Annotated in this window: 19 protein-coding genes and 1 pseudogene; 10 read left to right on the forward strand and 10 right to left on the reverse strand. The window is 39.1% G+C overall.

Annotated features, from left to right (window positions below):
- Positions 1-268 precede the first annotated feature (268 nt).
- Entirely contained in the window at positions 269-1,393 is a 1,125-nt protein-coding gene (locus tag MSVAZ_RS21935) for a cache domain-containing protein (RefSeq protein WP_048119614.1), read from the forward strand.
- 173 nt (positions 1,394-1,566) lie between these two features.
- On the opposite strand, the gene MSVAZ_RS06745 is transcribed toward MSVAZ_RS21935, so the two are convergent.
- A complete protein-coding gene (locus tag MSVAZ_RS06745; protein ID WP_052727909.1) occupies positions 1,567-3,225 on the reverse strand; it encodes a PKD domain-containing protein in 1,659 nt (552 codons plus the stop codon).
- Entirely contained in the window at positions 3,218-4,030 is an 813-nt protein-coding gene (locus MSVAZ_RS06750; RefSeq protein ID WP_048119616.1) for a hypothetical protein, read from the reverse strand. Before MSVAZ_RS06750 ends, MSVAZ_RS06745 begins: the two co-directional genes overlap by 8 nt.
- 784 nt (positions 4,031-4,814) lie before the next feature.
- On the opposite strand from MSVAZ_RS06750, the gene MSVAZ_RS06755 reads away from it, so the two are divergent.
- Positions 4,815-5,846 carry a class I SAM-dependent methyltransferase gene (locus MSVAZ_RS06755; protein WP_048119618.1) on the forward strand — a complete coding sequence of 344 codons (1,032 nt, stop codon included), beginning with the start codon at positions 4,815-4,817 and terminating at the stop codon, positions 5,844-5,846.
- 114 nt (positions 5,847-5,960) lie between these two features.
- Here the strand turns inward: MSVAZ_RS06755 and MSVAZ_RS21785 are convergent.
- Positions 5,961-6,453: pseudogene (locus MSVAZ_RS21785) on the reverse strand (DUF6141 family protein).
- Positions 6,454-7,497: 1,044 nt separating this feature from the next.
- Here MSVAZ_RS21785 and MSVAZ_RS20785 point away from each other — a divergent pair.
- The 3 genes from MSVAZ_RS20785 (at position 7,498) to MSVAZ_RS06775 (ending at position 9,896) form a co-directional block, all read left to right on the forward strand.
- Positions 7,498-7,647 carry a hypothetical protein gene (locus MSVAZ_RS20785; RefSeq protein WP_156150983.1) on the forward strand — a complete coding sequence of 50 codons (150 nt, stop codon included), beginning with the start codon at positions 7,498-7,500 and terminating at the stop codon, positions 7,645-7,647.
- 239 nt (positions 7,648-7,886) lie between these two features.
- Positions 7,887-8,456 carry a hypothetical protein gene (locus tag MSVAZ_RS06770; protein WP_048119624.1) on the forward strand — a complete coding sequence of 190 codons (570 nt, stop codon included), beginning with the start codon at positions 7,887-7,889 and terminating at the stop codon, positions 8,454-8,456.
- Positions 8,457-9,326: 870 nt separating this feature from the next.
- Positions 9,327-9,896, forward strand: coding sequence for a UPF0228 family protein (locus MSVAZ_RS06775; RefSeq protein WP_048119627.1), 570 nt, complete (start codon positions 9,327-9,329; stop codon positions 9,894-9,896).
- Positions 9,897-10,197: 301 nt separating this feature from the next.
- Here MSVAZ_RS06775 and MSVAZ_RS06780 read toward each other — a convergent pair whose 3' ends face one another.
- The 7 genes from MSVAZ_RS06780 to MSVAZ_RS06810 all read right to left on the reverse strand — a co-directional run bounded on the left by MSVAZ_RS06780 (position 10,198) and on the right by MSVAZ_RS06810 (position 16,645).
- Positions 10,198-10,692 (reverse strand): DUF6141 family protein, encoded by a 495-nt coding sequence (locus tag MSVAZ_RS06780; RefSeq protein WP_197078847.1) that lies wholly within the window; start codon positions 10,690-10,692, stop codon positions 10,198-10,200.
- A gap of 515 nt (positions 10,693-11,207) precedes the next feature.
- Positions 11,208-11,798: a DUF6141 family protein gene (locus MSVAZ_RS06785; RefSeq protein WP_082091049.1), complete on the reverse strand. Its 591-nt coding sequence runs from the start codon at positions 11,796-11,798 to the stop codon at positions 11,208-11,210.
- A gap of 170 nt (positions 11,799-11,968) precedes the next feature.
- A complete protein-coding gene (locus tag MSVAZ_RS06790; RefSeq protein ID WP_084626086.1) occupies positions 11,969-12,337 on the reverse strand; it encodes a carboxymuconolactone decarboxylase family protein in 369 nt (122 codons plus the stop codon).
- Positions 12,338-12,566: 229 nt separating this feature from the next.
- Positions 12,567-13,034 (reverse strand): DUF2124 family protein, encoded by a 468-nt coding sequence (locus MSVAZ_RS06795; protein ID WP_048119630.1) that lies wholly within the window; start codon positions 13,032-13,034, stop codon positions 12,567-12,569.
- Positions 13,035-13,280: 246 nt separating this feature from the next.
- Positions 13,281-14,246, reverse strand: a complete 966-nt coding sequence (mch, locus tag MSVAZ_RS06800) for a methenyltetrahydromethanopterin cyclohydrolase (protein ID WP_048119633.1) — start codon at positions 14,244-14,246, stop codon at positions 13,281-13,283.
- Between the two features lie 496 nt (positions 14,247-14,742).
- Entirely contained in the window at positions 14,743-15,948 is a 1,206-nt protein-coding gene (locus MSVAZ_RS06805) for a peptidase U32 family protein (RefSeq protein ID WP_048123772.1), read from the reverse strand.
- Positions 15,949-16,384: 436 nt separating this feature from the next.
- Positions 16,385-16,645: a hypothetical protein gene (locus MSVAZ_RS06810; RefSeq protein ID WP_048119636.1), complete on the reverse strand. Its 261-nt coding sequence runs from the start codon at positions 16,643-16,645 to the stop codon at positions 16,385-16,387.
- A gap of 623 nt (positions 16,646-17,268) precedes the next feature.
- Here MSVAZ_RS06810 and MSVAZ_RS06815 point away from each other — a divergent pair.
- From MSVAZ_RS06815 to MSVAZ_RS06835, 5 genes are all read left to right on the forward strand, one after another.
- Positions 17,269-17,823: a helix-turn-helix domain-containing protein gene (locus MSVAZ_RS06815; protein WP_048119639.1), complete on the forward strand. Its 555-nt coding sequence runs from the start codon at positions 17,269-17,271 to the stop codon at positions 17,821-17,823.
- Between the two features lie 218 nt (positions 17,824-18,041).
- Positions 18,042-19,721 (forward strand): AMP-binding protein, encoded by a 1,680-nt coding sequence (locus tag MSVAZ_RS06820; RefSeq protein ID WP_048119641.1) that lies wholly within the window; start codon positions 18,042-18,044, stop codon positions 19,719-19,721.
- A gap of 473 nt (positions 19,722-20,194) precedes the next feature.
- Positions 20,195-20,443, forward strand: a complete 249-nt coding sequence (locus MSVAZ_RS06825) for a 4Fe-4S dicluster domain-containing protein (RefSeq protein WP_048116514.1) — start codon at positions 20,195-20,197, stop codon at positions 20,441-20,443.
- A 20-nt stretch (positions 20,444-20,463) separates the two neighbouring features.
- Positions 20,464-21,519, forward strand: coding sequence for a 3-methyl-2-oxobutanoate dehydrogenase subunit VorB (locus tag MSVAZ_RS06830; RefSeq protein ID WP_048119643.1), 1,056 nt, complete (start codon positions 20,464-20,466; stop codon positions 21,517-21,519).
- 2 nt (positions 21,520-21,521) lie between these two features.
- The gene (locus tag MSVAZ_RS06835; RefSeq protein ID WP_048119648.1) at positions 21,522-22,967 is read left to right on the forward strand and encodes a 2-oxoacid:acceptor oxidoreductase family protein; all 1,446 of its coding nucleotides are present in this window, start codon (positions 21,522-21,524) and stop codon (positions 22,965-22,967) included.
- The last annotated feature ends 671 nt before the right edge of the window (positions 22,968-23,638 follow it).

Raw genomic sequence — 23,638 nt, forward strand, 5'->3', positions numbered from 1 at the left:
AGTATCGAGTGTTAACAGATTACTATCTCTGTTAACTCTCTCTTGCTAACGCCGATTTAACAAGTACGGAGTTTACTGTTGATCAAAAACTTTCAAAAATAAAAAATGAATTTCCCTGCGTATTGAGTTCAAGACTTATTTTTTGTTTATAATCAAAATGAAAAAATAAAATAATACTTCAGATAATTATCCAGAAAAACTATACCGAACACCGGCAAACCTTCCTTCAGTAACAGAGAAGATTTAAGCCAGAACAGCAGGGAAACTCATGGATTTAATAAAAATTGCCTGTATTATGCTTGCAGTTGCGTTCTTTCTGGGAATCCTTACCAGTGGAGGTAAGGATGAAACACCAGCAATCTCAACTGAACTTGAAAATGAAACCGTAAATTCGAATGCCAGCGGAGTAGCTGGAATGGCACAGGCTGAAGAAAAAACTGCAATTTCCGAACCTGCAATTTCCGAACCTGCAATTTCCGAACCTGCAATTTCCGAACCTGCAATTTCCGAACCTGCAATTTCCGAACCTACTGTTTCCGAACCTGCAATTTCCGAACCTGCTGTTTCGGTTCCCGCACCAGATCCCGTTATTCTGGAAAAAGGAGAGAGTCAGCTGGCAGGAGAAAGAAAAAATATCGAAAGCAAGGTAAGAGCTACAGTCCGACTCATTGAAGCCCAGGGAGAACAACTGTTTCCCTCAATGCGTAAAGAAGGCTCTCCCTGGTTCCAGGACAATTTCTGCATTTTTGTCTGGACCGAAAATGGGACCCAGGTCGTCTACCCTTCGAATCAAAGCCTTGAAGGCAAAGATATGAAAGGGCTTGTAGATGCCGACGGCAAGCCCATTGGAGAATTCTTTATCGAAACAGCCAAGAGCAAAAAAGGTGAGGGCTGGATAGAGTACAATTGGAAGGAAAATAATTCCGAGCCTTTCCGCAAATGTACTTTCGTCAAAAAGGCTTCTTATGGAGAAAAAACCTACCTTGTAGGCGCTGATCTCTACCTGGAGAATTATATCGTTTGCAGGAATCTTGAAGGGTGCAAGTATACTGAAGAACCCGGAAAGCTTCAAACTTCTGAACTCTTTAATCCCCTAAGTCTCAACAGAAACCTCGACATTAACTGCAGCATTGCCCATTCCATTGTAGAACCCGGAAAAAATGTTGCACCCCATATGGTAAAAAATCCGGAAATCCATTATATCCTTGAAGGACAGGGCCTGCTTTATATTGACGGAATCCCGATCGAGATACATCCAGACCAGCTTATATACATCCCAGCAGGTTCGGTACAGGATACATATAATACCGGAAATACAACGCTAAGATTTCTGATCATAGACCAGCCTGCGAAGTCAGAGAATAGTACAGAGATGCTCGAATTAAATGAATAAAATGGACTAAAAAATAGATAGAAACAGGGAAAAGAAGGAACCGAAAAAATTAAAAGATCATACACTTTCAAATATTCTTGACTCTATAATAGTCTTGACTCTGCGAAATCATTTCAGGATACAACAGTGTTGTATCAATTAAATAAACTGTATTACTACCTCGGGCGCTAACATTATGCACAACGAACTGTTATTGTGGCAGATGTTGAATTCGTACCGTTTTTATTGGTCACGGTCAGGTTAACGGTATGATTTCCTGCTTTAAAGTAAATATTCACTGGATTTTTCTCGGTTGAAATTGTTTCGTCTCCAAAGTCCCATTTCCATTCCTCAGGGTTTCCTGTGCTATTGTCAGTAAACTGTACTTTCAATGGAATACTTCCTGAAGTTGGGGATGCCGAAAAAGCAGCAACGGGTGCAACCAAGTTCTTAGGAACTGGTTCTACTTTGATATAGTTTTCTTTTGTTGTCGTATTACTACCTGCTGCATTGCTTGCTGTAAGTGCCACTGTATAATTCCCAGGTGTTGAATACTCATGGATTGGATTATCTACTATTGAGTGTGTTCTATCTCCGAAGTTCCAGTTCCATTCAGTTGCATTTTGCGAGAGAGCGATAAACTGAACTGTAAGAGGAGCAGGACCCTCAATTAAATTACTGGTAAAGTTTGCAACAGGAAGAATTTTTGGATTGTGGTCGTTATCTTTTTTTCCCAGAGCCACTATTGTGGCAAACTTTGAATCGGTTTCGTTTTCATTTGTTACGGTTAGATTAACATTATATGTTCCTGCTGGGAAGTAAACATGCACTGGGCTCTGATCGCTTGAACTGGTCCCGTCTCCAAAGTCCCAATTCCATCCAGTCGCATTTTGCGAGAAATCGGTAAACTGAACTGTAAGAGGAACATGGCTTCTGGTAACATTACTGGTGAAGTTTGCAACCGTTTTTCCGGTTACTTTCATATAATTTTCTTTTGTTGTCGTATTACTGCCTGCTGCATTGCTTGCTGTAAATGTCACAGTATACATTCCAGCTTTTGAATACTGATGTTCTGGATTTTGCTGCGTTGAAGCTTTTCCGTCTCCAAAGCTCCAGTTCCATTTAGTGGGGATTTCTGTGCTTTTGTCAGTAAATTTAACGCTTAATGGAGCTTTTCCTGATGTGACATTGCTGCTGAAATTTGCTACAGGAGTCTGCAAAGTTTTATTTACGGATATATTTTCTTTTGTTGTCGTATTACTACCTGCTACATTGCTCGCTGTAAGTGTCACCGTATAATTTCCAGCTTTTGAATACTTATGGGTTAGATTCTGCTCGGTGGAAGTATTGTTGTCTCCAAAGTCCCATTCCCAGGAAGTAGGATGATAGCTTGAGATGTCATTAAACTGGATTGTTAAAGGGGCATTAGGAACAGAGGTAGTGAAGTTTGCAACAGGTGGTTTTAGAAAAAGTATAGCCAGTAGCGCAACACTTGCTACAGCCAGAATGATGCTTATAACAACCTGCGGGCTCAGGGTTGTTGCCAGGTTTTCAGAAGTACATTTAGAAACCAATTCTGTTCTTTTCTTCCAGAAGCCTGGGCTCTTTTTCGGCGGAATATCACTTACCGATTTTATAGTATTTTCCAGAGCATCCTTGAAATAGGGATCATCAGCAAAATATTGTTCAAGCTGATCATCCGACATATTTACAATTCTGTCCTCGAGGAGTTTTTTCTGTTTTTCTGGCAGGTTTTTAATCAATTTCTTAGTTGATTCCTTTACTACCTTGCTGACAGAACCCTGGGTGAAGTCTTTTACACTGGACTTTACATCCCTTTTAATGTCACTCATGATCAGCCTTCTTGTCTCCGGTTTTATCGTCAATCGTTTTACAGATCCTTTTCTCGCAAGCTTTCAGTTTTTCATTCAGATCTTTATTGAACTCATCCTGCAGGCAGTCGAAAAAGTTTGTGAAGATTACATCCGCAGGGAGAGTTTTCTTAATTCCACTACAGGCATTGCCAATGCAATCTTTGAACTTTTCTATAGATTCATCAACACGATTTTTGTTGTCGGTCTTACTGTCAATCGTTTTGCAGGCCCTGCCCTCGCAAGTTTCCAGACTTTTATCCAGACCTTTCTTAAACTCATCCTGTATACAGTCAAAAAAACTCTCGAATACCATATTTGTCGAGAATTGTTTTTTCATACTCCCACAGGCACTCCCAATGCACTCCCTGATCTTTTCAATAGATATATCCACACGATACATTAATTTGAGTGCAGACGCTTCCTCCAGTTCACAATCTGAGTTTTTTATTCTTTCTACTGCCTTATCACATGCCTCCTCCATTTTTTTCTTAAAAGAAGGGCCGATCTTTTCTCGGTACTCATTGCCAACCACCTGCCTGTACGTGATCTGTATAGTTTTCTCTGAGGCGGTTTCGAAGGAGTTTTCCAGGATCTCTACCATGCCTTTAACATCAATGTTATCAAAGCCCGAAGTCCTGCATTCCTTAATGCCAGCTATGAAGCCCTGCTTAATGCCGGCTATAAGCCCTTCGTTGAAACCTTCGGCTATGCCTTCTTGAATTTCTTCAACCATAGTTTCGTAACTGCTGCAGTAATCGTTTAGAGGAGTCTCGATTTCAGTCAAACTGTAATCCCACATTAGAAAATTATGATTATAAAGTAGACATGTAAGGAGGATGCGACAATTTCTCAAAATCAAAATTCTGATACATATTTAAAAATTACCATTTATAATAAATTTTTCGAAAAATGTTGGGATATTCAAGAACCCTGGTACATTAAAAATATCGATTTAATGCAGCGAGCTCATTCCAAAACCAATTTTATTCCCACATCAATAAGAATTTCAGAATTATTTTTCAGGATCAGAAGCTCTTATTGATAATCCAGAATACGATATTCAGAGAAGCAATTTTGCGTTTTGGGATTAGTTCCCTAATAATTTTCCACACTCACATATAAACACGGAACCTCCTCCTTCTAACATATATCTTAAAAACAACCTGTGGTTCCGAAAATAGTCAAATAAAATAATCAAATTCAACCCGGATTGATAAAAATAGCAATATGACTACTTAAGCTACTGATATTATCTGTAATATTTTTCCTGCTGCAGGAAACTTATTAAAAAACATAAAAGTATCTCAACACTTACAACATAAACTGGTCATAGGAGTTTTCATCGCCCTATTGCTCGCTCCAGAAAGCCAAAAAGGATAATGTCCTCTAACCGGATACTTCACAGGTTAAGATATATCGATATTTTGAGACTACTTATACTTTTTTATTAATCTAATTTTTGAATATGTAGTGTATGCTTGAAGTCAATTGCTATTTATCAAACAACCTGCCTATATAAAGTTCAGACAAAAAAACATTAATTCTATGTATGCTATCCTTCAATTCCAATGTACAGAATGATAAGGACTGCTCCGGAAAAAGGAGAAGAGTTAAGGAAAAAAGCAATTCAAGGGGGATTTCTGGATACTTCAAGAAAGATTCGAAAAGTCAGGACTGAAGAAGGCAATTTTCTGGAAATCCCGGTTACGGAGTCTGCATACGACAGTGCGGACAGTTTTCTGGTTCTTGAACAGGAAAATCCGGAATTCCTTGAAAAGCCCAACTCTCTCAAGGATTCCCTTAAAGGTTTTCTTTCCGAAACTGAACTTGCATCTGTCCCGTCAGGCTGGCAGGTCCTGGGAGACATAATAATAGTTTTCATCCCTGAAATCCTGGAAGATAAAAAAACGAGAATAGCTGAGTCTTTACTTTCTATGTACCCAAAGTGCAGGACCGTTGTAAGGGATTTTGGAATTGAAGGGCAGTTCCGCCAGCCAAAAAGAGAACTCCTTCTCGGCAGTGAAACCGAAACCATCCACAAGGAACATGGCTGCTTTTTTAAGCAGGACGTAACAAAGGTAATGTACTCCAAAGGCAACCTTGAAGAGAGAAAGAGGATGAGCCAGCTCGGAGAAGGAGAAGTTATAGTGGATATGTTTGCGGGAATAGGGTACTTCTCAATTCCTATGGCTGTGCATTCCAGGCCAAAAAAAATTGTTGGGATAGAAATTAATCCTGAGTCTTTTGCCTATCTTAAGGAAAACATCAGATTAAATAAGGTAGAGGATATCTTTATCCCAATCTGTGGGGACTGCTCAAAGTTTGCTCCTGAAGGAACAGCCGATCGCGTGCTTATGGGGTATGTAGGAACAACACACCACTATCTTGAGCCGGCTATAAAGGCCCTGAAAAAAAGCGGGGGAATTCTGCACTATCACGAAACAGTCCCGGAAAGTCTTGCTAGAACCAGACCCCAGGAAAGGATCGAAAAAGCTGCCTGTGCCCTTGGAAAGAAGGTTGAGATTCTGGAAACCCACCGGATAAAAAAGTACTCTCCTGGTGTCCTGCATGTGGTTGTGGACGCACGGATATTCGAATAAAAATTTGAAATTTCTCTTTTAATTCTGTACAAAAGGAAATATCAAAGCGGTAATTATTAAAGCAGCAACTCGCAAAGCAGTACTCACAGACAGAAGTTCTCAAAGCGGGAATTCTCAATATTGTGCTGTAGCCTGCTTGATTGCGCTACAGAGTTCTTCAGGTTTCCTGGAGCTCAGAAGCATTCTTTCCCCTGAAATAAGTTTGAGGATTACAACTGGGCTAACTTTTTTAGAAGATTGTGACACATCAGATTCTTTTTCAGTGAGGGGGTCATAAACCTTAATTTTGCAGTCCTCCACTACATGTAAAGGAATCTTTTTGGAGGACAGATTCAGGGGGACCAGGCGAACGTATATTCCATTACTTCTCACTTCAGTTATATGCTTTGTACAGTACAACATAAAAGGGAAATAACCCGAAGACGATCCAGAGAGCAAACAGGTATGTTCCAGGGATGTTATCGATTCCGGCAGGTCTTCCAAAAATAAGGCTATGGATTTCAATATACCAGAGCAGAAGCGCAGGATAAAGGACCGAAATCAGGAAAAAATTGTTCCGCAAATCCTGTACTTCCCTAAAAATTACGTCTGCTTTTGGCTGTTCCACAAACTTCCTTCCTTGATACGTGCCTAATTTATTTGTGTTTTAATTGGAGACTCACTTTAAATTGCCTTGCTGACAGGCATCTCAATAGTGCTGAAATTTATCTTACGGTTACTAATTGAACTGCATATAGTGTTCGTACACACAACCAAATTCTTTTCCATGCGTCTTCGGTTAAGTGAAGAATCGTAATAAATTGCGTCAATTTCCTCAACATCTGTTAAATATTTTAATAAATTATGAGCTGGAACAGGGTATCGATTTCATGTAAAGAGGCAAAGATTTAAAGCAGGCTTCCAGTGCTAAATCGATAGCTTTCAGGTAAGAAAATTCCTTAACCGATGACCAATGAATTCTTTTCCATTTTTATAGTATTATTTAGATACCAGTATACCAATTCAGTATTGGAGCAGGGGTATGTAGTAGAAAATGTTCCTGATTTTCTCTATAAAAACTGAGTAATAAACCTTCCAAAAAAATGGAAAATTGTACATATTTTTTAATTTAAAAATTTGAAAATAATATGAGTGTGAAAAAACGACAACTATTGTTAAAAATCAAAAAAAATGAAGAAAAGTAGTCCGTGAGATGATAAAGAACAGATCAGATTAATAAAAGTTGGGCTGGCGGGTTCTGTCAAGTTGACGGATGCTGGGCGCTTTATAGGCTCAACTGTATCTGGACAAACTCCTTAACACCTGTAGACTTGACAGTACCTAAATTACATTACGCGTTATCTTTTTATTAATTTTTGAATATGAGTCGCGACATATACTTAAATAAATAATTTATGACCAAATCATCAAACAGTAAAAATATTAAAAAGTAATTTCAGGCACAAAATTTGTTTAAGAATCACACAGTTAGAGAAATTGGCCGGAAAAGTTATAAAGAGTTAAGTAAGAGAAGTTTATGGAGTTCAGGTGACCTGGAAAGTACTTTTGAATTCCATAAACACGCCTTAAGAAGCATTATCAAGTTAGCTTAGCTTATATTTAAGCTTGATTGATTCTGCCTCCTGAGTTAAAAGATACAGGAGTAGTATGAATGACAATGAAAAGAAAATTTGTAGTAGGAATTCTACTTTTTGTTATGTGTATGATTCTTCTGCCCTCTGTAAGTGCACAAGAATCATCAAAAATAAGTGAGAAGCCTTCTGAATCTGACTTTCCGCAGATGTCCATTCAATTTTCATAATTTTTCTTGCTATCGTTTTTTCTGAAAATTACCCTGCTTATTCAAGCTTCATTGAAAGATTCTAACCTCTATTTCCGGAAGTTTCAGTTGAGATAATAATTGTAAATTATTGAACAGATGCACAAAAACGATAGCCGAAAAAATGTTCTTTTTTTCAAGACATCTGCGGAAGGTCGGCTGAATTTGAACAAGGTCTAATAAATACACTAAATTCTAACACCGAACTATCTACAGATAATGTGATTGCGAACTATTGTAAAGCAAATAAAGACAAAATTCCAAAAAACAGTTTATTAAGTAACGATTCAAGTAGTTATCAACTAAAAGATGGATCAAATATAACTTTCACAAAGGATGGCTATATTGTAATTGATAGCTTGAAAGAAGAAGCAAACAAATATAACACTCAATCGAGTAATAAAAACAATGTAATGAATCCACAATGGGTAGTTCCTCCAGCTTATACTGATCCGATAAAATATAGCGTGAGCTGGTATAATTATCTAGGCTGGAAATTATTTACAGTCTACACAAAAGGGTATTTTGGGTATGATTATAATACTGTTGAGGCTTATCACATAGACTCCTGGTACTCAAAATATATAGTTTTCAATCCATGGGAGGTTTCGAACTGGCATGAGGGTGCAAGACAAACTTCTTCTACTACTGCAGAGGTTTATTGTGATGGGCGTTTCAGTTGGGGATATACAATTTCTGGGAACACTATAAAAGTACAAGATAAATATATAGAGCTAGATATGTCTTGTAACAAATATGGACAAGTTACTAAAAGTTACATTGATAATTAATTGAGCGTTATTAAAAATCTAGAAAGAATTGGTTAGTAAAACAGTTACTAAAAGATTTTAATGCAATATCCTTAATATTTTTTTGAATATTGAGACTCTGGTCCAAAATCCAGTGATTTTTGCATTTTTTGATTGAAAATCTGAATTAGCAAGAAAAATTCGGTTTTCACTAAAATCAATATTCGGTATCTAAAGACGTCAATCCCTAAGTTGTATTACAAGGATTGTGACCAATTACAAAATCTAGTGATTTTGAATTTTACATTCATCACTAGATTTTGGTACTGAGTCAATATTGAGGATATTTTATTTTTTAGAATATAAATGGTATTGAAGCTTTTAGTCAAATAGATTCATGTGCGTTTATAAAGTAAATATATAACGTTCACTCAAATATTATCTGTAATACAGTACTTAATGAGTCTATTTCGAAAAATAAGTTTGTTTGGTGTCACTAGAGTAGGGGACTACAAGCAAACCAATATATGAGGAGCCTATCCCAAAAGTTACTTTACTCTTAATCATTGGGAATTCTCAGAATTATTTTCATGATCATAAGCTTGATTGATTATTCAAAATACAAGGTCTATGAAGCAAATTTCAAGTTTTGGGATGAACTCGATTTCATGCATCTTCGGTTAAGTAAAGAACTGTGGCAAATTGCTTCAGTTCCCTCAACATTCGTTAAATATTTTAATTTATTATGAACTGGAACAGGATATTGATTTTCAAAAAAATACTGCGGAATGTGGGATTAATGTATATGATTTAAATTACAGGGTATTTTTATAGCTCTAAAAAGATGTGTAGAGACCAAGACATATCTTCTTAAAAGTAAACTAATCCTTATTATAGGGGTGTATTTTTTTCATGACACAAAAATTAATATATAAGATATTATTTACCTTTGCTTTTATTATTATTTTGATTTTCGGAATAAAATTATTATTTACACCAACGTTTGTTGCTACGGATACACCAGGTCATGAATCATATGTGTCTAGCTTAATTATTCAATTCAAAGATGGCATTACTGAACAGGAATCAAGAGAAATTCTTGAAAATTACAATTTGACTATGTATAAACTAGATTACAATGTTCATGATATGGACAAATATTACATAACAGTCAATAAAGATGAAGCGACACAAATAAAATATGAGTTGAGAAAAGAAAAAAATTGGATAGGAGTTACTCCTGATGTCGAAAAAGGAAATTATTGCATGATTTCAATATCTGAACAAGCTATTCAAGATAAAAATTTTATTGAAATGCTAAACAAACGTAATCTTCAGGTGAAAAAGTTCTTCTGGTGCCGTGTTATTTTCACAGATCACACTAAAAATGGGATTTCTCAGGAAAATGCAAATGAATTAAGAAGCAGGCTTGAAAAAGACGAGAATATTTTCACTGTATTCGTTGAACATGTTGAATCATAAATATTTAAAAATCGATGCAATTCGGGCTCTATAATAGTCGTCTTAATCATTATACAGACTATAGTAGCTTATATTAATGTTTAACTTGACTCTGTCAAATTCTGTAGTCCTTACTAAACGTCGATAACTTTCCAGCCATCCAAGTACATTCTACTATCCATCTGTAAGGAAGTACTTAAAAGCCTTTGACATCATTAATATGCTTAACTCTGGACAACAGGAATTCTCAAAGCGGAAATTATTAAAGCAGAAATTCTCAAAGCAGTAATCGCAAAGACAGAAACTCGCAAAGCAGGAATTCTCAGTATTCTGCTGTAGCCTGCTTGATTGCGCTACAGAGTTCTTCAGGTTTCCTGGAGCTCAGGAGCATTCGTTCTCCTGAAATAAGTTTGAGGATTACAACCGGGCTAACTTTTTTGGAAGACTGTGACACATCAGATTCTTTTCCAGTGAGAGGGTCATAAACCTTAATTTTGCAGTCCTCCACTACATATAAAGGGATTTTCTTGGAGGAGAGATTAAGGGGTACCAGGCGAACGTATATTCCATCACTTCTTACTTCAGTTATGTGCTTTGTACAGTAAAACATAAGAGGGAAAAATAACCCGAAGACAACCCAGAGCGCAAACAGATATGTTCCAGGAATATTCTTAATTCCGACAGGTCTTCCAAAAATCAGGCTATGGATTTCGATATACCAGAGAAGGAGCGCAGGATAAAGGACCGAAACCAGGAAGAAATTGTTCCGCAGATCCTGTACTTCCCTAAAAATCACATCTGCTTTTGGCTTTTCCACAAAATCCCTTCTTTGAAACCTGTCTGATTCATTTTTGTTTTAACTGGAGACTTAATTTTTAGATTGCCTGGCTGACAGAAATCCCGATATTGCTGAAATTTATATTACAGCTACTAATTGGCTACTAATTGAACTGCATATGGTGTTTATACACCCGACCGAATTCTCTTCCGTTTAATAAGTATTATTTAGATACCAGCATACCGACTCAGTATTGGAGTAGGGGTATGTAGTAGAAAATATTCCTGATTTTCTCTATAAAAACTGAGTAATAAACCTTCCGAAAAAAATTAAAAATTGTATACATTTTTTAATTTAAAAATTTGAGAATAATAAAAGTGTAAAAAAACGACGGTATCTTTTAAAAATCAAAAATTATACAGAAAAATAGTCCAAAAGACGATAACGAAAAAAGTGAATTAATAAAAGATTACTTTCTAACGCTCTTTTTCAGGAATTTTTTAGTACTCTTTATAGCGCTACATTTAACTTTTTGATGCTCTGTGCCATATCTATTACTTTTCAATAGACCTTCTAATAGCTTCTGAGAGTTTTTCCGGGGTCTGGGACCCAATCATTAGCTTTTTCACTTTTTTCCCATCTGCAAATTCGAAAAGTACACCCCTGTTACCTGCCATATTATAGGCATTTCCCTTTATTCCGTAGCGAATGCCCCAGCCTCCATAATCTCTGACAGGGTTATAGGTTAGGACTTTGTAATTTTGAATACTCTCAAATGGAAATCTTTTGAATGATAGATGAAAAGGGTAAACGCGAACATATAGCCCGTCCTTTCTGACCTCAGTAACCAGCTTCATGGAATAAAATAAAATAGGAAAAAGAATCCCGAATAATAGAAGTAAAAGAAACATCATCCAGTCAGGAGCCGGGTTATTTCCAAAAGGCTTTCCAAGTAAGAGCTGCTTATAAGCCCCATACCATGAAAGAACAACGGGGATCGCAATAATGAGCCAGATCCAGATCTGGTTCATTTTTTGAACTTCTCGAAAAAGAACTTGAGAATTCACTTGCTTTGGATTATTCATTTGCTTTTGACCAATTTGCTTTTGACCATTCAATTTTCTATCTACATCTACAAAATCCATTTTTTACTAGGTCTCTAAATTATGTAAAATGCATTGTTGGTCTCATAAAACTTGTATGAGATAGGAGTTTCTTAGGTTTGAGATCAGACTATTCTAAAATATAACATCACAAAAGTAATATCTGCAGAAAAATTAAAGAAAAATAATTAAATAAGTGCGTTTTTATGAAATTAATAACCTAATCTATCCATCTCTTTAATTATTGCTTCACTGAAATCCGTAAAGTGCTGGATTCCCCCTGTCCAGGCAGCAAGCATCATGGCATCATTGATCTCGGTTCTTGTGGCTCCGAATTTATGAAGTCTTTCGAGGATTTTGACCGCGCTCTGGGTGTTGTTGGTTGAGCAGGCTATAGCAAAGACTATTAAATGCTTATTTTTCATAGAAAGCCCGCCTTCCCTTTCACTCCAGATAGCTTTATAAAAGCCTGCTATCCCTTCAGCGAAATCTTCGTTTATCTGTCCGGCATATTCAATAGACCTGGGCATAAACCCTTTTAATTCCCTTACTTCTTTAGCCGCTTTTTCCATAATTATCATATGTCATAAGTCAGGATCGGATATAATTCTATCTTACTAGAAAATTTACAGAATTGGGTAAATAAAAAGGTAAAGAAGAATCAAAAAGAGTAAGGAAATGTAAAAAAAGTAAAATAATATAAAAATAACATAAAGAAATAATTACAGTAAAGAAATGCAAAAAGAAGTAAAAAGGGTATTTTTTTGCCTGGAAGTCTCAAGAATTCCTGAAAATAGACTTCAGAATCTTTCAGACTTGCAGTACCTCAACTGCCAGGTCGGCATTGATGATATACTCAAAATTTATTATTTCGTCCCATTTCTGCTGCATGAATGCGGACTGGAAGCAAACTCCAATAATTTTTCCATTCTCAGAGCCTTCAAGGATTTTACTGGCAATTTCTTTTGCTTTTTCAGGGCTAATCCCTATCTTTGGCATCGAAAGCCCTCCAAGCAGGACAACAACATCAGCGTGTTTATCCGTAAGATCTCCAAGTTGCATGCCTTCATGATCCATGTAGATAGACCTGGCTTTCTCAAAATCATTGCTGGAAACAAAAGCAAGTTCCCGGTCCCGGACTACAAAACCGATAAGTTCGGCAAAAGGTGTGCAGAACCCCGGAGTTCCCACAAAAGTAATCTTTTTTGCGCCTTCGACAAGGCCCCTGAAGCTGTTCAGGATGCCTCCTACTCCCTTTGAAGTGTTTATTATTGGCACTGAATTCTCTCCTTAAGGTTTCAGTAAAATTTTACTTCTGAACAATTCTTCATAATATCTCGTCATGACATTTCTTTGTAGCATTATATTTTTACAGTAGGATTGGAGACATTTACTTAAATAGGTGATGTTAACAGCGTTTATAAGGGAGGAATCGGGAAAAAATCACAATTTTCACCAGGAACAATAAATATAAAATTAAAAAAGTTGAATAAAATAAAAAAGAATTAAAATGACTTTTACCCTTTAAACCTGCCTGACCCCGAAGGACTGAAGCAGGATTTCCGGATAGAGCCCGCCGCTGGAAATTGTTTTTGTACTCTTAAGGTCATTTACTGTAAGCCTGGCAGGGGCGAACATGCCTGCGTCAACCTTAAAGAAGTCAAAGTTTGCTTCTTTGAAGGTCTGGTAGAAAGGCTTTCCGAAGTCTCGGGAGGTTGTGGAAGGCACCTTCTTTACGAATTCCTCAAGTTCGGCCAGTTCCCCGTCGAAGCGGACTGTATAGTTGGTTTCGCCACAGTAGATCACACAATCATTGGTCGAGCCCATGCACTGTACATCATTTCCGACAACAGGAGCAATTGGGGCAACTCCGTATCCGCTTTTAATGCAGTTGATGTCAAAACCAACGGACTCAAATTTATGGATTCCGGTTTCTACAACGCGGGCAGAGATCTGGACAGAACCAGCAATAGAGGCAGTAGGAGCAACAGCAATCATTACGTTTTCAGGGTCTACGCTGCAATGTTTTGCAATATATTCCACAACTTTCTCATCAGGGAGTTTATCGGATTCCAGGACCAGGACTGCGGCTTCGAAGTCGTCCTCATACCCGATTTCCTCATAGAGCTCTTTCGGTTTTAAGCCAAGGGCACGTGCAGGACCCGAACCCATTCCGAAATAATTGCCTACAGAAATTCTCCAGCCTGCATACTGGGAAGCCATACAGGCAATTACTGGATTGTCTGTTGCTACCTGAATGGCAGGCCATTTGAGACCTTTCAGGTCAAAAGTAGTATATTTAAGATCAGCGAGATCGGCCAGACAGAGCCTTGCCAGGTACATTCCAGCTTCATATCCGCCCTCCGCTTTAACTCCACAGTCAATAACCGTAGCCCCGTTATTTAGTTTGAGTACTTCAGTTTTCAGGTCTTCGCTCCAGTCGAGCATCTCTTCGATAACGTTTGATCCCATTTCGTTGACGCTTATCAAGGTATCACCTTTACTACTGGCTCCGGGATAAACAGAAAATATTTTCTCACATAGCGAGGAAGTAAGTTCTTACCTGCATTTATTGCGGAGCAGAACACTGTTTATCAGTCAGAGAAGTGCTTATAAAGAACATTGTTTGTAAAGAATAATTTCAATCAGGGTTACTATCTATCAGAGGATCGGAAATTAATCAGGGGAGTTTACCCGGATGAAGGTCCAGCCTATTGATCAGAGTTAACAGACAAGATTATTTACCGATAAAAGGTATCCACCTGATTGAGAATATTACCGGAATAAGATAGAGTAATTTTTTCTTGCAATTACCTTTTCCTGCAATTGCCTTTTTCCTGCAATTTTTTCTTTCCTGTAATTTTTTTCTTTCCTGTGATTTGCTACTCGTATAGGAAGAATCCAATATATAGATACTGTTTTATTATTTTAACTAGGATATTTATACCCTTAAACACATATCTTTAAACACGATACATTAACTCATTTATTTCAATTGTATCATGAAAACACGGTCGTTTTTCCTGACTTGTCCTTCAACCGCAAGGCCAATCGTATCTCCTTTTTCAGCTCTTTCAACAGGTTCGCCATTTTTCTTAATGGAATGGACTTGCTGCCTCAAATAAGTCGTATTTCCCTCTATTACGATCTCGTCTCCAACCGAAATCCCTTCTTCGAGAAGCCTGACTGCTGCAGCTTGCTGTTTCGTATAATAATTCTCAATTATTCCCACAGCCCTGCGTTGCTTTTCCGAGGCATTCATATCTTTTTCGGGAGAAAAGCCCTCAAGACCTGGAACCCCAAAGTAAAAGCCAGTTGAAAATCCCCTGTTATAGACCGAAGCAAGTTCACGTCTCCAGGTCTCTATTTTCTCAGGAGTGTAGTTTCCTTCTATGAAGGCATCGATAGCCTCTCTGTAGCAGCGGGAAACCATTTCAAGGTATCCAGGGTCCCGCAGTCTCCCTTCCACCTTAAAGGCAGATATCCCCGCTTCGAGAAGTTCTGGGATATGCCCTATCATACAGAGGTCTTTTGCACTTAGAAGGTACTTTCCAAGGCTTGCAGCAACAATCCCGTTTTCTCCATGAAGTTCCCATTCCCAGCGGCAGGGCTGAGTGCATTCTCCGCAATTTCCGGATTTCCCAAGTACGTAAGCTGACAGATGGCATCGGCCTGAGACTGCCATACACATGGCACCATGGACGAAAGTCTCGATTTCTACCTCAGTCTGCTGGCATATCTTCCTTATTTCTTCAAGGGAAAGCTCTCTTGAAAGTACAATCCTTTCGGCCCCAAGGTTTCGGTAGAAATTTGCAGTTTCATGGTTGGTAATGTTTGCCTGCGTGGAGATGTGAATTCTAAGCCCGGCTTTTCGTGCCCTGAGAATTACAGCAGGGTCCCAGGCAATAACTGCGTCTATTCCTGCATTCGAAGCTGCAGCTATTACATCTGATGCATCTCCGAGCCTTTCTTCATTTACTGTTGAATTTACAGCCAGATAGGCCTTGAGCCCTCTGGTTTTTACCTCATGGACAAAATCGTCAAGAGTCTCCAGGGTGATTTCTTTTGCTTTTGCTCTCAGGCTAAGCCTGTCGGTTGAAAAGTAAACAGCATCGGCATATCCTGAGCAGGCCTTAAGCCCTGAAATATTCCTGACTCCTACAAGGAGTTCAGGTTTTGAACTTTTACGCATGAGAACAAAAAACACATATCTTTCATTTAAAATATTTTATCGCTCCGCAATATTTTATCTCTCCGTTCAGTTAAAAAAATATTATAATACAATGTTAACTTATGATAGTTAATTGTAAGATTTGCCGGTTGACAGATAACTTTATATAAGTGAAGAGCGTTTTTCAAAATGGGGATTAAGTAAATTTGAAGAAGTAGTTTTTGCTAATAAACAAAAGCAAGAATAAATTACTGTTACTATAATTGAATACGGGGGATAAAATGGAACACGAACTCGAAGAAGTTGAGAGAGATTACATAGAATTCAGAAAAGAAATGGGAGAAGAATAAGCTTAAGGGAAGAATAAGCTTAAGGGAAGAATAAGCTTAAGGGAAGAATAAGCTTAAGGGAAGAATAATAAGTTTTGAAATTTGGTGAAAACAGGACGGATAAAAAATTAAGTATCCTCTTCAAATTGAGTGGAAATTGAGGGATTTCCACTCAATGAGCTTTTTTTTCTAATGGGTTGAGCCAGAGATGGCATCTCGAATTTGTTGGGGACTCTATCACATATGTACTGATATGCACTTATCCCCAGTTTCTTTGCTGTCTGAACAATCGTCATAAATGTGTCATTTGCCTTTGTTCTTTTCTTTGTTCTGGTTTGAAGGCTCACATCTCTTAGCATGAAAATGCTGCCATCTGCAAGCACTTTCATTGGTTGTGCGTGTTATTCAAAGAATATCATGTTCTTTTTTTCTGACCCTTAGGATATGCATCACTGGATAAAATGGATCTATTAACTTTACATGTTTCAGTTCGATGAACCTCTATTTTGTCCAGTTTAGATTTAGGCTCTTTCTCCTATGAAAACCGAATTTTTCTTTTCTCTTCAGAAGAAATGTCTTCGTTCTTTTTAGAGCCACGAATCTCAGGTTTGGTGTGTCACCTTTGAAGAGAATACTTTGTACAATTTGAAGAGGATACCTTATACAATTTGAAGAGGATACCTTATACAATTTGAAGAGGATACTTTGTACAATTTGAAGAGGACACCTTGTATAATTTGAAGAAGATATCTTTCATTTGTTTGTGCGTGTTATTCGAAGAATTTCATATGCGTTTTTAAAGCTGCATGTTTGAATCTGCCAGGATTCGGTTCTTCTAGACATTTCTTACAAAAATAAGACTGTAGGAACTGAATGATAACGTATATTAATTATAATTTTCAATGGATCTGAAAGAAAAAAACTGTAAAGCAGGTATAAAAGTTGCAAAGCCAAAGGTTTTTAAGCAGATATTAGTTAATTCTTGAAAAATTCAGCTGGAGGATACGTAATTATGCAGGAAAAAATAAAAGAAATTGCAGATAGAGTACGTGAACTGCGTGAACTTTCGGATTTCACGGTCAAAGACATGGCAGAATATCTGCAGGTATCCGATGAGATTTATGGAAAATACGAAGATGGAACTGAGGATATTCCGGCAAGTATACTTTTTGAAATTGCACACAAGCTGCGTGTAGACATGGCCACTCTCCTTACAGGGGAAGAGCCGCGCATGAATATATTTACAGTTACACGGGATGGAAAAGGAGTCAACGTTGAGAGGAGGAAGCAGTATAAGTATCAGAACCTGGCTGAAAAATTCATTCATAAAAAGGCTGAATTTTTTGTAGTTACAGTTGAACCCAAACCACATGGGGAAAAACCTGATACAAATTCCCACCCAGGCCAGGAATTTAACTATGTGCTGGAAGGAAGCCTGAAGGTCTATATTCACAATAATGAAATTATTCTGAATGAAGGGGACTCAATTTATTTTGACTCCACTTATGAACACGCTATGGAAGCCCTGGAAGGAAAGTCGGCCAGGTTCCTGGCAGTTATACTGTAATAGTCCAATTCGTTAATGCATCTCGGTTTGATGTTATTCGATTAAATTGAACTCAGTGAATTCGATTAGAACAAATACATGATTTAAATTAACATGACTTGGTTTCAAACCTGATAAGAAATCCAAGATCCAGGCTAAAACCTTGAAATTCAAATGAGATGTGTAGCCTTCATAAATTTATATGATATATAAATAAATTAAGAAAACGGGTGTTCAGAATGACTTCTTTGCTCAGCCAATTTGTTTCCAAAACCGACTTTGAATCCTATGATGACTTTGAGAAAAATTTCAAAATCCTTGTTCCTGAAAACTTCAACTTTGCCTATGATGTAGTCGATGCCTATGCAAGAGATTCCCCTGAGAAGATCGCAATGATCTGGTGTGACGATAATGGGGAAGAGAAAATCTTTACTTTCAAAGACTTGAAGTACTACAGCGACAAAACTGCAAATTTCTTTGCAAAGCACGGGATAGGTAAAGGCGACTATGTAATGCTCACCTTAAAGAGCCGGTATGAGTTCTGGTACTGTATTATTGCGCTGCATAAACTGGGAGCCATTGCTGTACCTGCAACACATATGCTCAAGACACGAGACATTGTATACCGGATTAAAAAAGCCGGATTGAAGATGATCGTCTGCATATCGGAAAACGAAGTTCCCGAACAGATAGACGAAGCCCACTCCGAATGCGAAAATATCCCGCTCAAAAAAGCAGTCGTTGGAGAATATACAGGGGAGGGCTGGATTGATTTCAGGAAAGAGCTCGAAGAAGCCTCCCCTGATTTTGAACGGCCTTCGGGCGAGGCTGCTACGAAAAATAGCGATATTTCTCTCGTTTATTTCTCCTCAGGAACAGCGAGCTTCCCTAAAATGGTGGAACACGATTTCACCTATCCTCTCGGGCATATTCTCACCGCAAAGTACTGGCAGAACGTGAAAGATGACGGGCTGCATTATACGGTTGCAGACAGTGGATGGGGAAAATGCGTATGGGGAAAACTCTATGGGCAGTGGATAGCCGGTTGTGCGGTCTTTGTCTATGACTATGATCGGTTTGAAGCCAAAAATATGCTTGAAAAAGCCACGAAATACGGGGTTACAACCTTCTGCGCTCCGCCAACCATCTACCGTTTCCTGATCAAGGAAGATCTCTCAAAGTATAATTTCAGTACCGTGAAATATGCGGTCGTTGCAGGCGAACCTCTTAACCCTGAGGTATACAACAGGTTCCTCGAATTTACAGGAATAAAGCTTATGGAAGGTTTCGGGCAGACCGAAACCGTTGTAACTATCGCAACGTACCCCTGGATGGAACCAAAACCCGGATCCATCGGGAAGCCGTCTCCGGGCTTTAAAATTGAACTGATGGACAGGGACGGCAGACTTTGTGAGGTCGGAGAAGAAGGAGAACTCGTAATCAACACAAAGGAAAACAAGCCTGTCGGACTCTTCGTCCACTATGGGAAAGATCCTGAGAAAACTAAGGAAGCATGGCACGATGGCTACTACCATACAGGAGATATGGCCTGGATGGATGAAGATGGCTACCTTTGGTTTGTGGGAAGAGCTGATGATATCATAAAGACCTCAGGATATAAAGTCGGACCTTTTGAAGTGGAAAGCGCCCTTATCCAGCACCCTGCAGTACTCGAATGCGCAATTACAGGTGCTCCTGATCCTATAAGGGGCCAGATTATCAAGGCAACCGTTGTGCTCACAAAAGGATACGCACCTGGAGAAGAGCTTAAAAAAGAGCTTCAGAATCACGTAAAAAGTGTCACTGCTCCCTACAAGTATCCGCGCATAATAGAGTTTGTAGACGAGCTTCCAAAGACCATTAGCGGAAAAATTCGCAGGGTCGAGATCCGGGATAAGGACCAGAATGAACTAAACTAAATATATTATTTGAAAAATCGGATACTATAAAATGCAAATAATAGAAAAGCAAATAAAACCTGATAAAGTAGACAAAACCTGATAAAGTAGACAAAATCTGATAAAGTAGACAAAGCTTGTTTTGATCCGGAAGCCGATAAGCTTCGGGTCAAAACAAAGAAGGAAAAAAGGAAAGAAATAAGTACCTTAAACTTTCTGGAAAGTTTGCTCTAAAAAGATTTGGTTCTGAATCCACTTTATAGTTTTATCTTAATTTTCTACTTATTAACTGTCTAATAAATTATGCAATTTACAACGTAAGAAAACTATGGAAATCTAAGGCTCTTCTTTCTGTCAAAAACAGGTTAAATTAAACAGGGACTGGATAAGTCCGGGAAGAATCAAAAATTCCGGATTCCCTAAATCCAGGAATGGGCTTGAAACCTGAGAAGAGTCCAAAGAGAACTGAAAAGTGAACAAAAAGAGGATTTCATATGTCAAAGGATGATAAAAAAGAACCATACCCTGTAATTAATACTCTGGAGTGTAAGGCCTGCGGACGTTGCCTTCTAGCCTGCCCTAAAGGCGTACTTTCCATGAGTGAAAACCTGAATGCCCGGGGATACCATTATGTGGAATACAAAGGGGAGGGCTGCTCAGGCTGTGCAAGCTGCTATTATACATGCCCTGAACCGCTTGCAATCGAGATTCATATTCCCCTTAAAGAAGAGGAAGACAGGTAAGGCAGGAAAGGAGGAAAAATATGGCAACACAACTAATAAAAGGTAACTCTGCAATAATTGTCGGTGCACTATATGCCGGATGTGACTGTTTCTTTGGGTATCCTATAACTCCGGCAAGTGAGATTCTACATGATGCATCCAAATATTTGCCAAAAATAGGCCGGAAATTCGTCCAGGCCGAATCCGAAGAGGCGGCGATCAACATGGTCTACGGAGGAGCATCGGCAGGGCACAGGGTCATGACATCATCTTCAGGCCCTGGAATTAGTCTGATGCAAGAAGGAATTTCCTACCTTGCTGGCTCTGAACTTCCCTGCGTGATTGTAGACATTATGCGGGCAGGACCAGGCCTTGGAAATATAGGGCCGGAACAGGGAGATTATAACCAGGTAGTAAAAGGCGGAGGGCACGGGAACTACAAAAATATCGTGCTTGCCCCGAACTCAGTGCAGGAAATGTGCGACTTTACTATGAAAGCTTTTGAGCTTTCTTTTAAGTACAGGAACCCAGCTGTAGTGCTTGCAGACGGGGTACTAGGGCAGATGATCGAGTCACTCGAATTCCCGAAGCAAGCTATTGTTCCTGAGATTGATACAACCTGGGCGGTCAACGGTACAGCTGAAACCAGGCCTAACCTGATAACCTCTATTTTCCTGGATTTCGATCAACTTGGAAAGTTCAATGAAAAACTGCAGGTAAAGTACGAGCTCATAAGGCAGAATGAAATCGATTACGAAGAGTACCTTACAGATGATGCTTCAATTGTCCTTGTTTCTTATGGGATCAGCAGCCGGATTTGCAGGTCAGCCGTGGATCTTGCAAGGCAGGAAGGCATTAAAGTCGGGCTTTTCAGGCCTAAAACTCTCTTCCCGTTCCCCGAGGCGCAGTTGAAAGCTCTGGCAGATAAGGGCTGCTCCTTTATTTCCGTGGAAATGAGCAATGGGCAGATGATATATGATGTCAGGCTTGCAATCAACTGTTCACAGCCTGTAGAGCTTGTAAATCGTATGGGAGGAAACCTGATGACCCTTGACCAGATTATGGACAAAATCAGGAAAATGGCAGGGGAGGCGTGAAAATGGCAGCAGAAATCATTAACGGAGAAAAAGTAATAGGAAGGCCAAAAGCACTGTACGCGGACTATCCTCGCAAAGGATCAGTAGCCTCGACAGCCACTCACTACTGCCCCGGCTGCGGACATGGGGTTCTGCATAAGCTTATTGCCGAAGCAATTGACGATCTCGGGATTCAGGACAGAACTGTTATGATAAGTCCTGTGGGCTGTGCTGTCTTTGCTTACTATTATTTTGATGCAGGTAACATCCAGGTCGCTCACGGACGTGCGCCTGCGGTTGGGACAGGAGTTTCCAGAGCTGAAGAAAATGCTGTAGTTATTTCCTATCAGGGAGATGGAGACCTTGCATCCATTGGTCTGAACGAGACTCTCCAGGCTGCAAACAGAGGTGAAAAACTTGCAGTCTTTTTCGTAAACAACACTGTTTACGGGATGACAGGCGGACAGATGGCACCTACAACCCTTGTGGGCGAAAAGACTACAACATGCCCGGAAGGCCGTGACCCTCGTTTTGCAGGTTATCCCCTCCACATCTGCGAACTTCTTAACAACCTTAAAGCTCCGGTTTTTATTGAAAGGGTTTCAGTTTCGGATATCTCCCACATAAGGAAAGCCAGAAAAGCCGTGCATAAGGCGCTTGAAATCCAGCGCGACGGAAAAGGATATGCTTTTGTTGAAGTCCTTGCCGCCTGCCCGACTAACCTCAAGATGAATGCGGAGCAGGCTATCAATTTCATAAATGAGGAGATGGAAAAGGAGTTCCCAGTCCAGAACTTCAGGGATAACTCCAAAGAAGTCGAACCTCTGCACCGTGGAGTCAGTGACTTTACAACCGAAGCTCTTGAGAAGCTTTACGGAATTGAAGCTGGTGCCGAAGAAAAACCTGCCAGAAAGGATTTTGCCCCGATCCAGACCAAGATTGCTGGTTTTGGAGGGCAGGGTGTCCTCAGCATGGGACTAATCCTTGCGCAGGCCGGAGTTAAGGCAAATCTCAATGCCTCCTGGTTCCCGTCCTATGGCCCTGAACAGAGAGGTGGGACCTCTAATTGCTCGGTCGTGATTTCAGGCCAGCCTATAGGCTCTCCTACGGTCTACACTCCGGACATCCTGATAGCTATGAATCGTCCTTCCCTTGAAAAGTTTGAAAGGGTAGTACGAGAAGGAGGATTTATCCTTTACGATTCGTCCATTGGCGAAGTCGAAACGCCTGCACATGTAAAAGCCGTTGCTGTTCCTGCAACTGAAAAAGCCAAGGAAGCAGGTTCTGAGAAAGCTGCCAATTCCTTCATGCTTGGAGTCCTTATGGGCCTTAATGCAACCGGCCTGAGTGAAGAAGTCTTCAAGGAGGCTCTTGCCGAAAACTTCGCGGGGAAAACCAAAATTATTGAGTTTAACCAGATGGTTCTCGAAGCTGGAGCACAATGGGCAAGAGAAAATGTTAAGTTCTAAGGACTTTACGATTTGAAAAAAAACAAGTTTCGAGGACATTCAAATTGCATAAAAGCAGGTGGAGAAGATCTTTCTCTACCTGCTGGTATGTTATAGCGATTTTCAATTGTAATTTTCAATTGTAATTTTGGTTCTCAAGTGTAAGTCCTATAATCTTCAAGTAATTATTAAGTAACTTTCTAAGTAACTTTCTAGTGATTTATCGGTAGTCTTTAAACGATTTCGTCCTCTTTAACTGTCAAGCATCCCATGTTATTCTTTTCGGGGCTATTTTTCAGGTTGTCCTGCACAGAAAAAGTTACTCTGGCGAAGCATACACTTCTAAGAAACTCGACAGAGAAGCCTAATTGATCTCAAAACAGATATTCAGCATATGCATCATCTTAAAAACAATCATAAACTTTATTAAAGCTGAGTACATTGTAAGAATAAGGGAGTATTTTATAAATTGGTTTTAAATGTATTTGCTAAAAGTTAATAAAAACTTAAAAGCAGTATATTGGAAAAACATTTAATTAGAAAATATTTTATTGGAAAAGCATTTCATTGATCTAAAACTAGTTGGCAGGGATTGAGCCCCTATTCTCTAATCCCTACCTGCGATCCAACCCGAGATTAAGAGGAAACCCTTACTCTTAATCTCACATCGAAGTAGATGGTAGGTCGAGTCC

The sequence above is a fragment of the Methanosarcina vacuolata Z-761 genome (assembly GCF_000969905.1).
In the GTDB taxonomy this organism is placed as follows: domain Archaea; phylum Halobacteriota; class Methanosarcinia; order Methanosarcinales; family Methanosarcinaceae; genus Methanosarcina; species Methanosarcina vacuolata.

Excerpts from the sequence above, each read along its gene's own strand:
- MSVAZ_RS21935 (WP_048119614.1), top strand. The coding sequence starts at position 269 with ATGGATTTAATAAAAATTGCCTGTATTATGCTTGCAGTTGCGTTCTTT.
- MSVAZ_RS06745 (WP_052727909.1), bottom strand. The coding sequence starts at position 3,225 with ATGAGTGACATTAAAAGGGATGTAAAGTCCAGTGTAAAAGACTTCACC.
- MSVAZ_RS06755 (WP_048119618.1), top strand. The coding sequence starts at position 4,815 with ATGTACAGAATGATAAGGACTGCTCCGGAAAAAGGAGAAGAGTTAAGG.
- MSVAZ_RS20785 (WP_156150983.1), top strand. The coding sequence starts at position 7,498 with ATGACAATGAAAAGAAAATTTGTAGTAGGAATTCTACTTTTTGTTATG.
- MSVAZ_RS06775 (WP_048119627.1), top strand. The coding sequence starts at position 9,327 with ATGACACAAAAATTAATATATAAGATATTATTTACCTTTGCTTTTATT.
- MSVAZ_RS06785 (WP_082091049.1), bottom strand. The coding sequence starts at position 11,798 with ATGGATTTTGTAGATGTAGATAGAAAATTGAATGGTCAAAAGCAAATT.
- MSVAZ_RS06790 (WP_084626086.1), bottom strand. The coding sequence starts at position 12,337 with ATGATAATTATGGAAAAAGCGGCTAAAGAAGTAAGGGAATTAAAAGGG.
- MSVAZ_RS06805 (WP_048123772.1), bottom strand. The coding sequence starts at position 15,948 with ATGCGTAAAAGTTCAAAACCTGAACTCCTTGTAGGAGTCAGGAATATT.
- MSVAZ_RS06810 (WP_048119636.1), bottom strand. The coding sequence starts at position 16,645 with ATGAAAGTGCTTGCAGATGGCAGCATTTTCATGCTAAGAGATGTGAGC.
- MSVAZ_RS06815 (WP_048119639.1), top strand. The coding sequence starts at position 17,269 with ATGCAGGAAAAAATAAAAGAAATTGCAGATAGAGTACGTGAACTGCGT.
- MSVAZ_RS06820 (WP_048119641.1), top strand. The coding sequence starts at position 18,042 with ATGACTTCTTTGCTCAGCCAATTTGTTTCCAAAACCGACTTTGAATCC.
- MSVAZ_RS06825 (WP_048116514.1), top strand. The coding sequence starts at position 20,195 with ATGTCAAAGGATGATAAAAAAGAACCATACCCTGTAATTAATACTCTG.
- MSVAZ_RS06830 (WP_048119643.1), top strand. The coding sequence starts at position 20,464 with ATGGCAACACAACTAATAAAAGGTAACTCTGCAATAATTGTCGGTGCA.
- MSVAZ_RS06835 (WP_048119648.1), top strand. The coding sequence starts at position 21,522 with ATGGCAGCAGAAATCATTAACGGAGAAAAAGTAATAGGAAGGCCAAAA.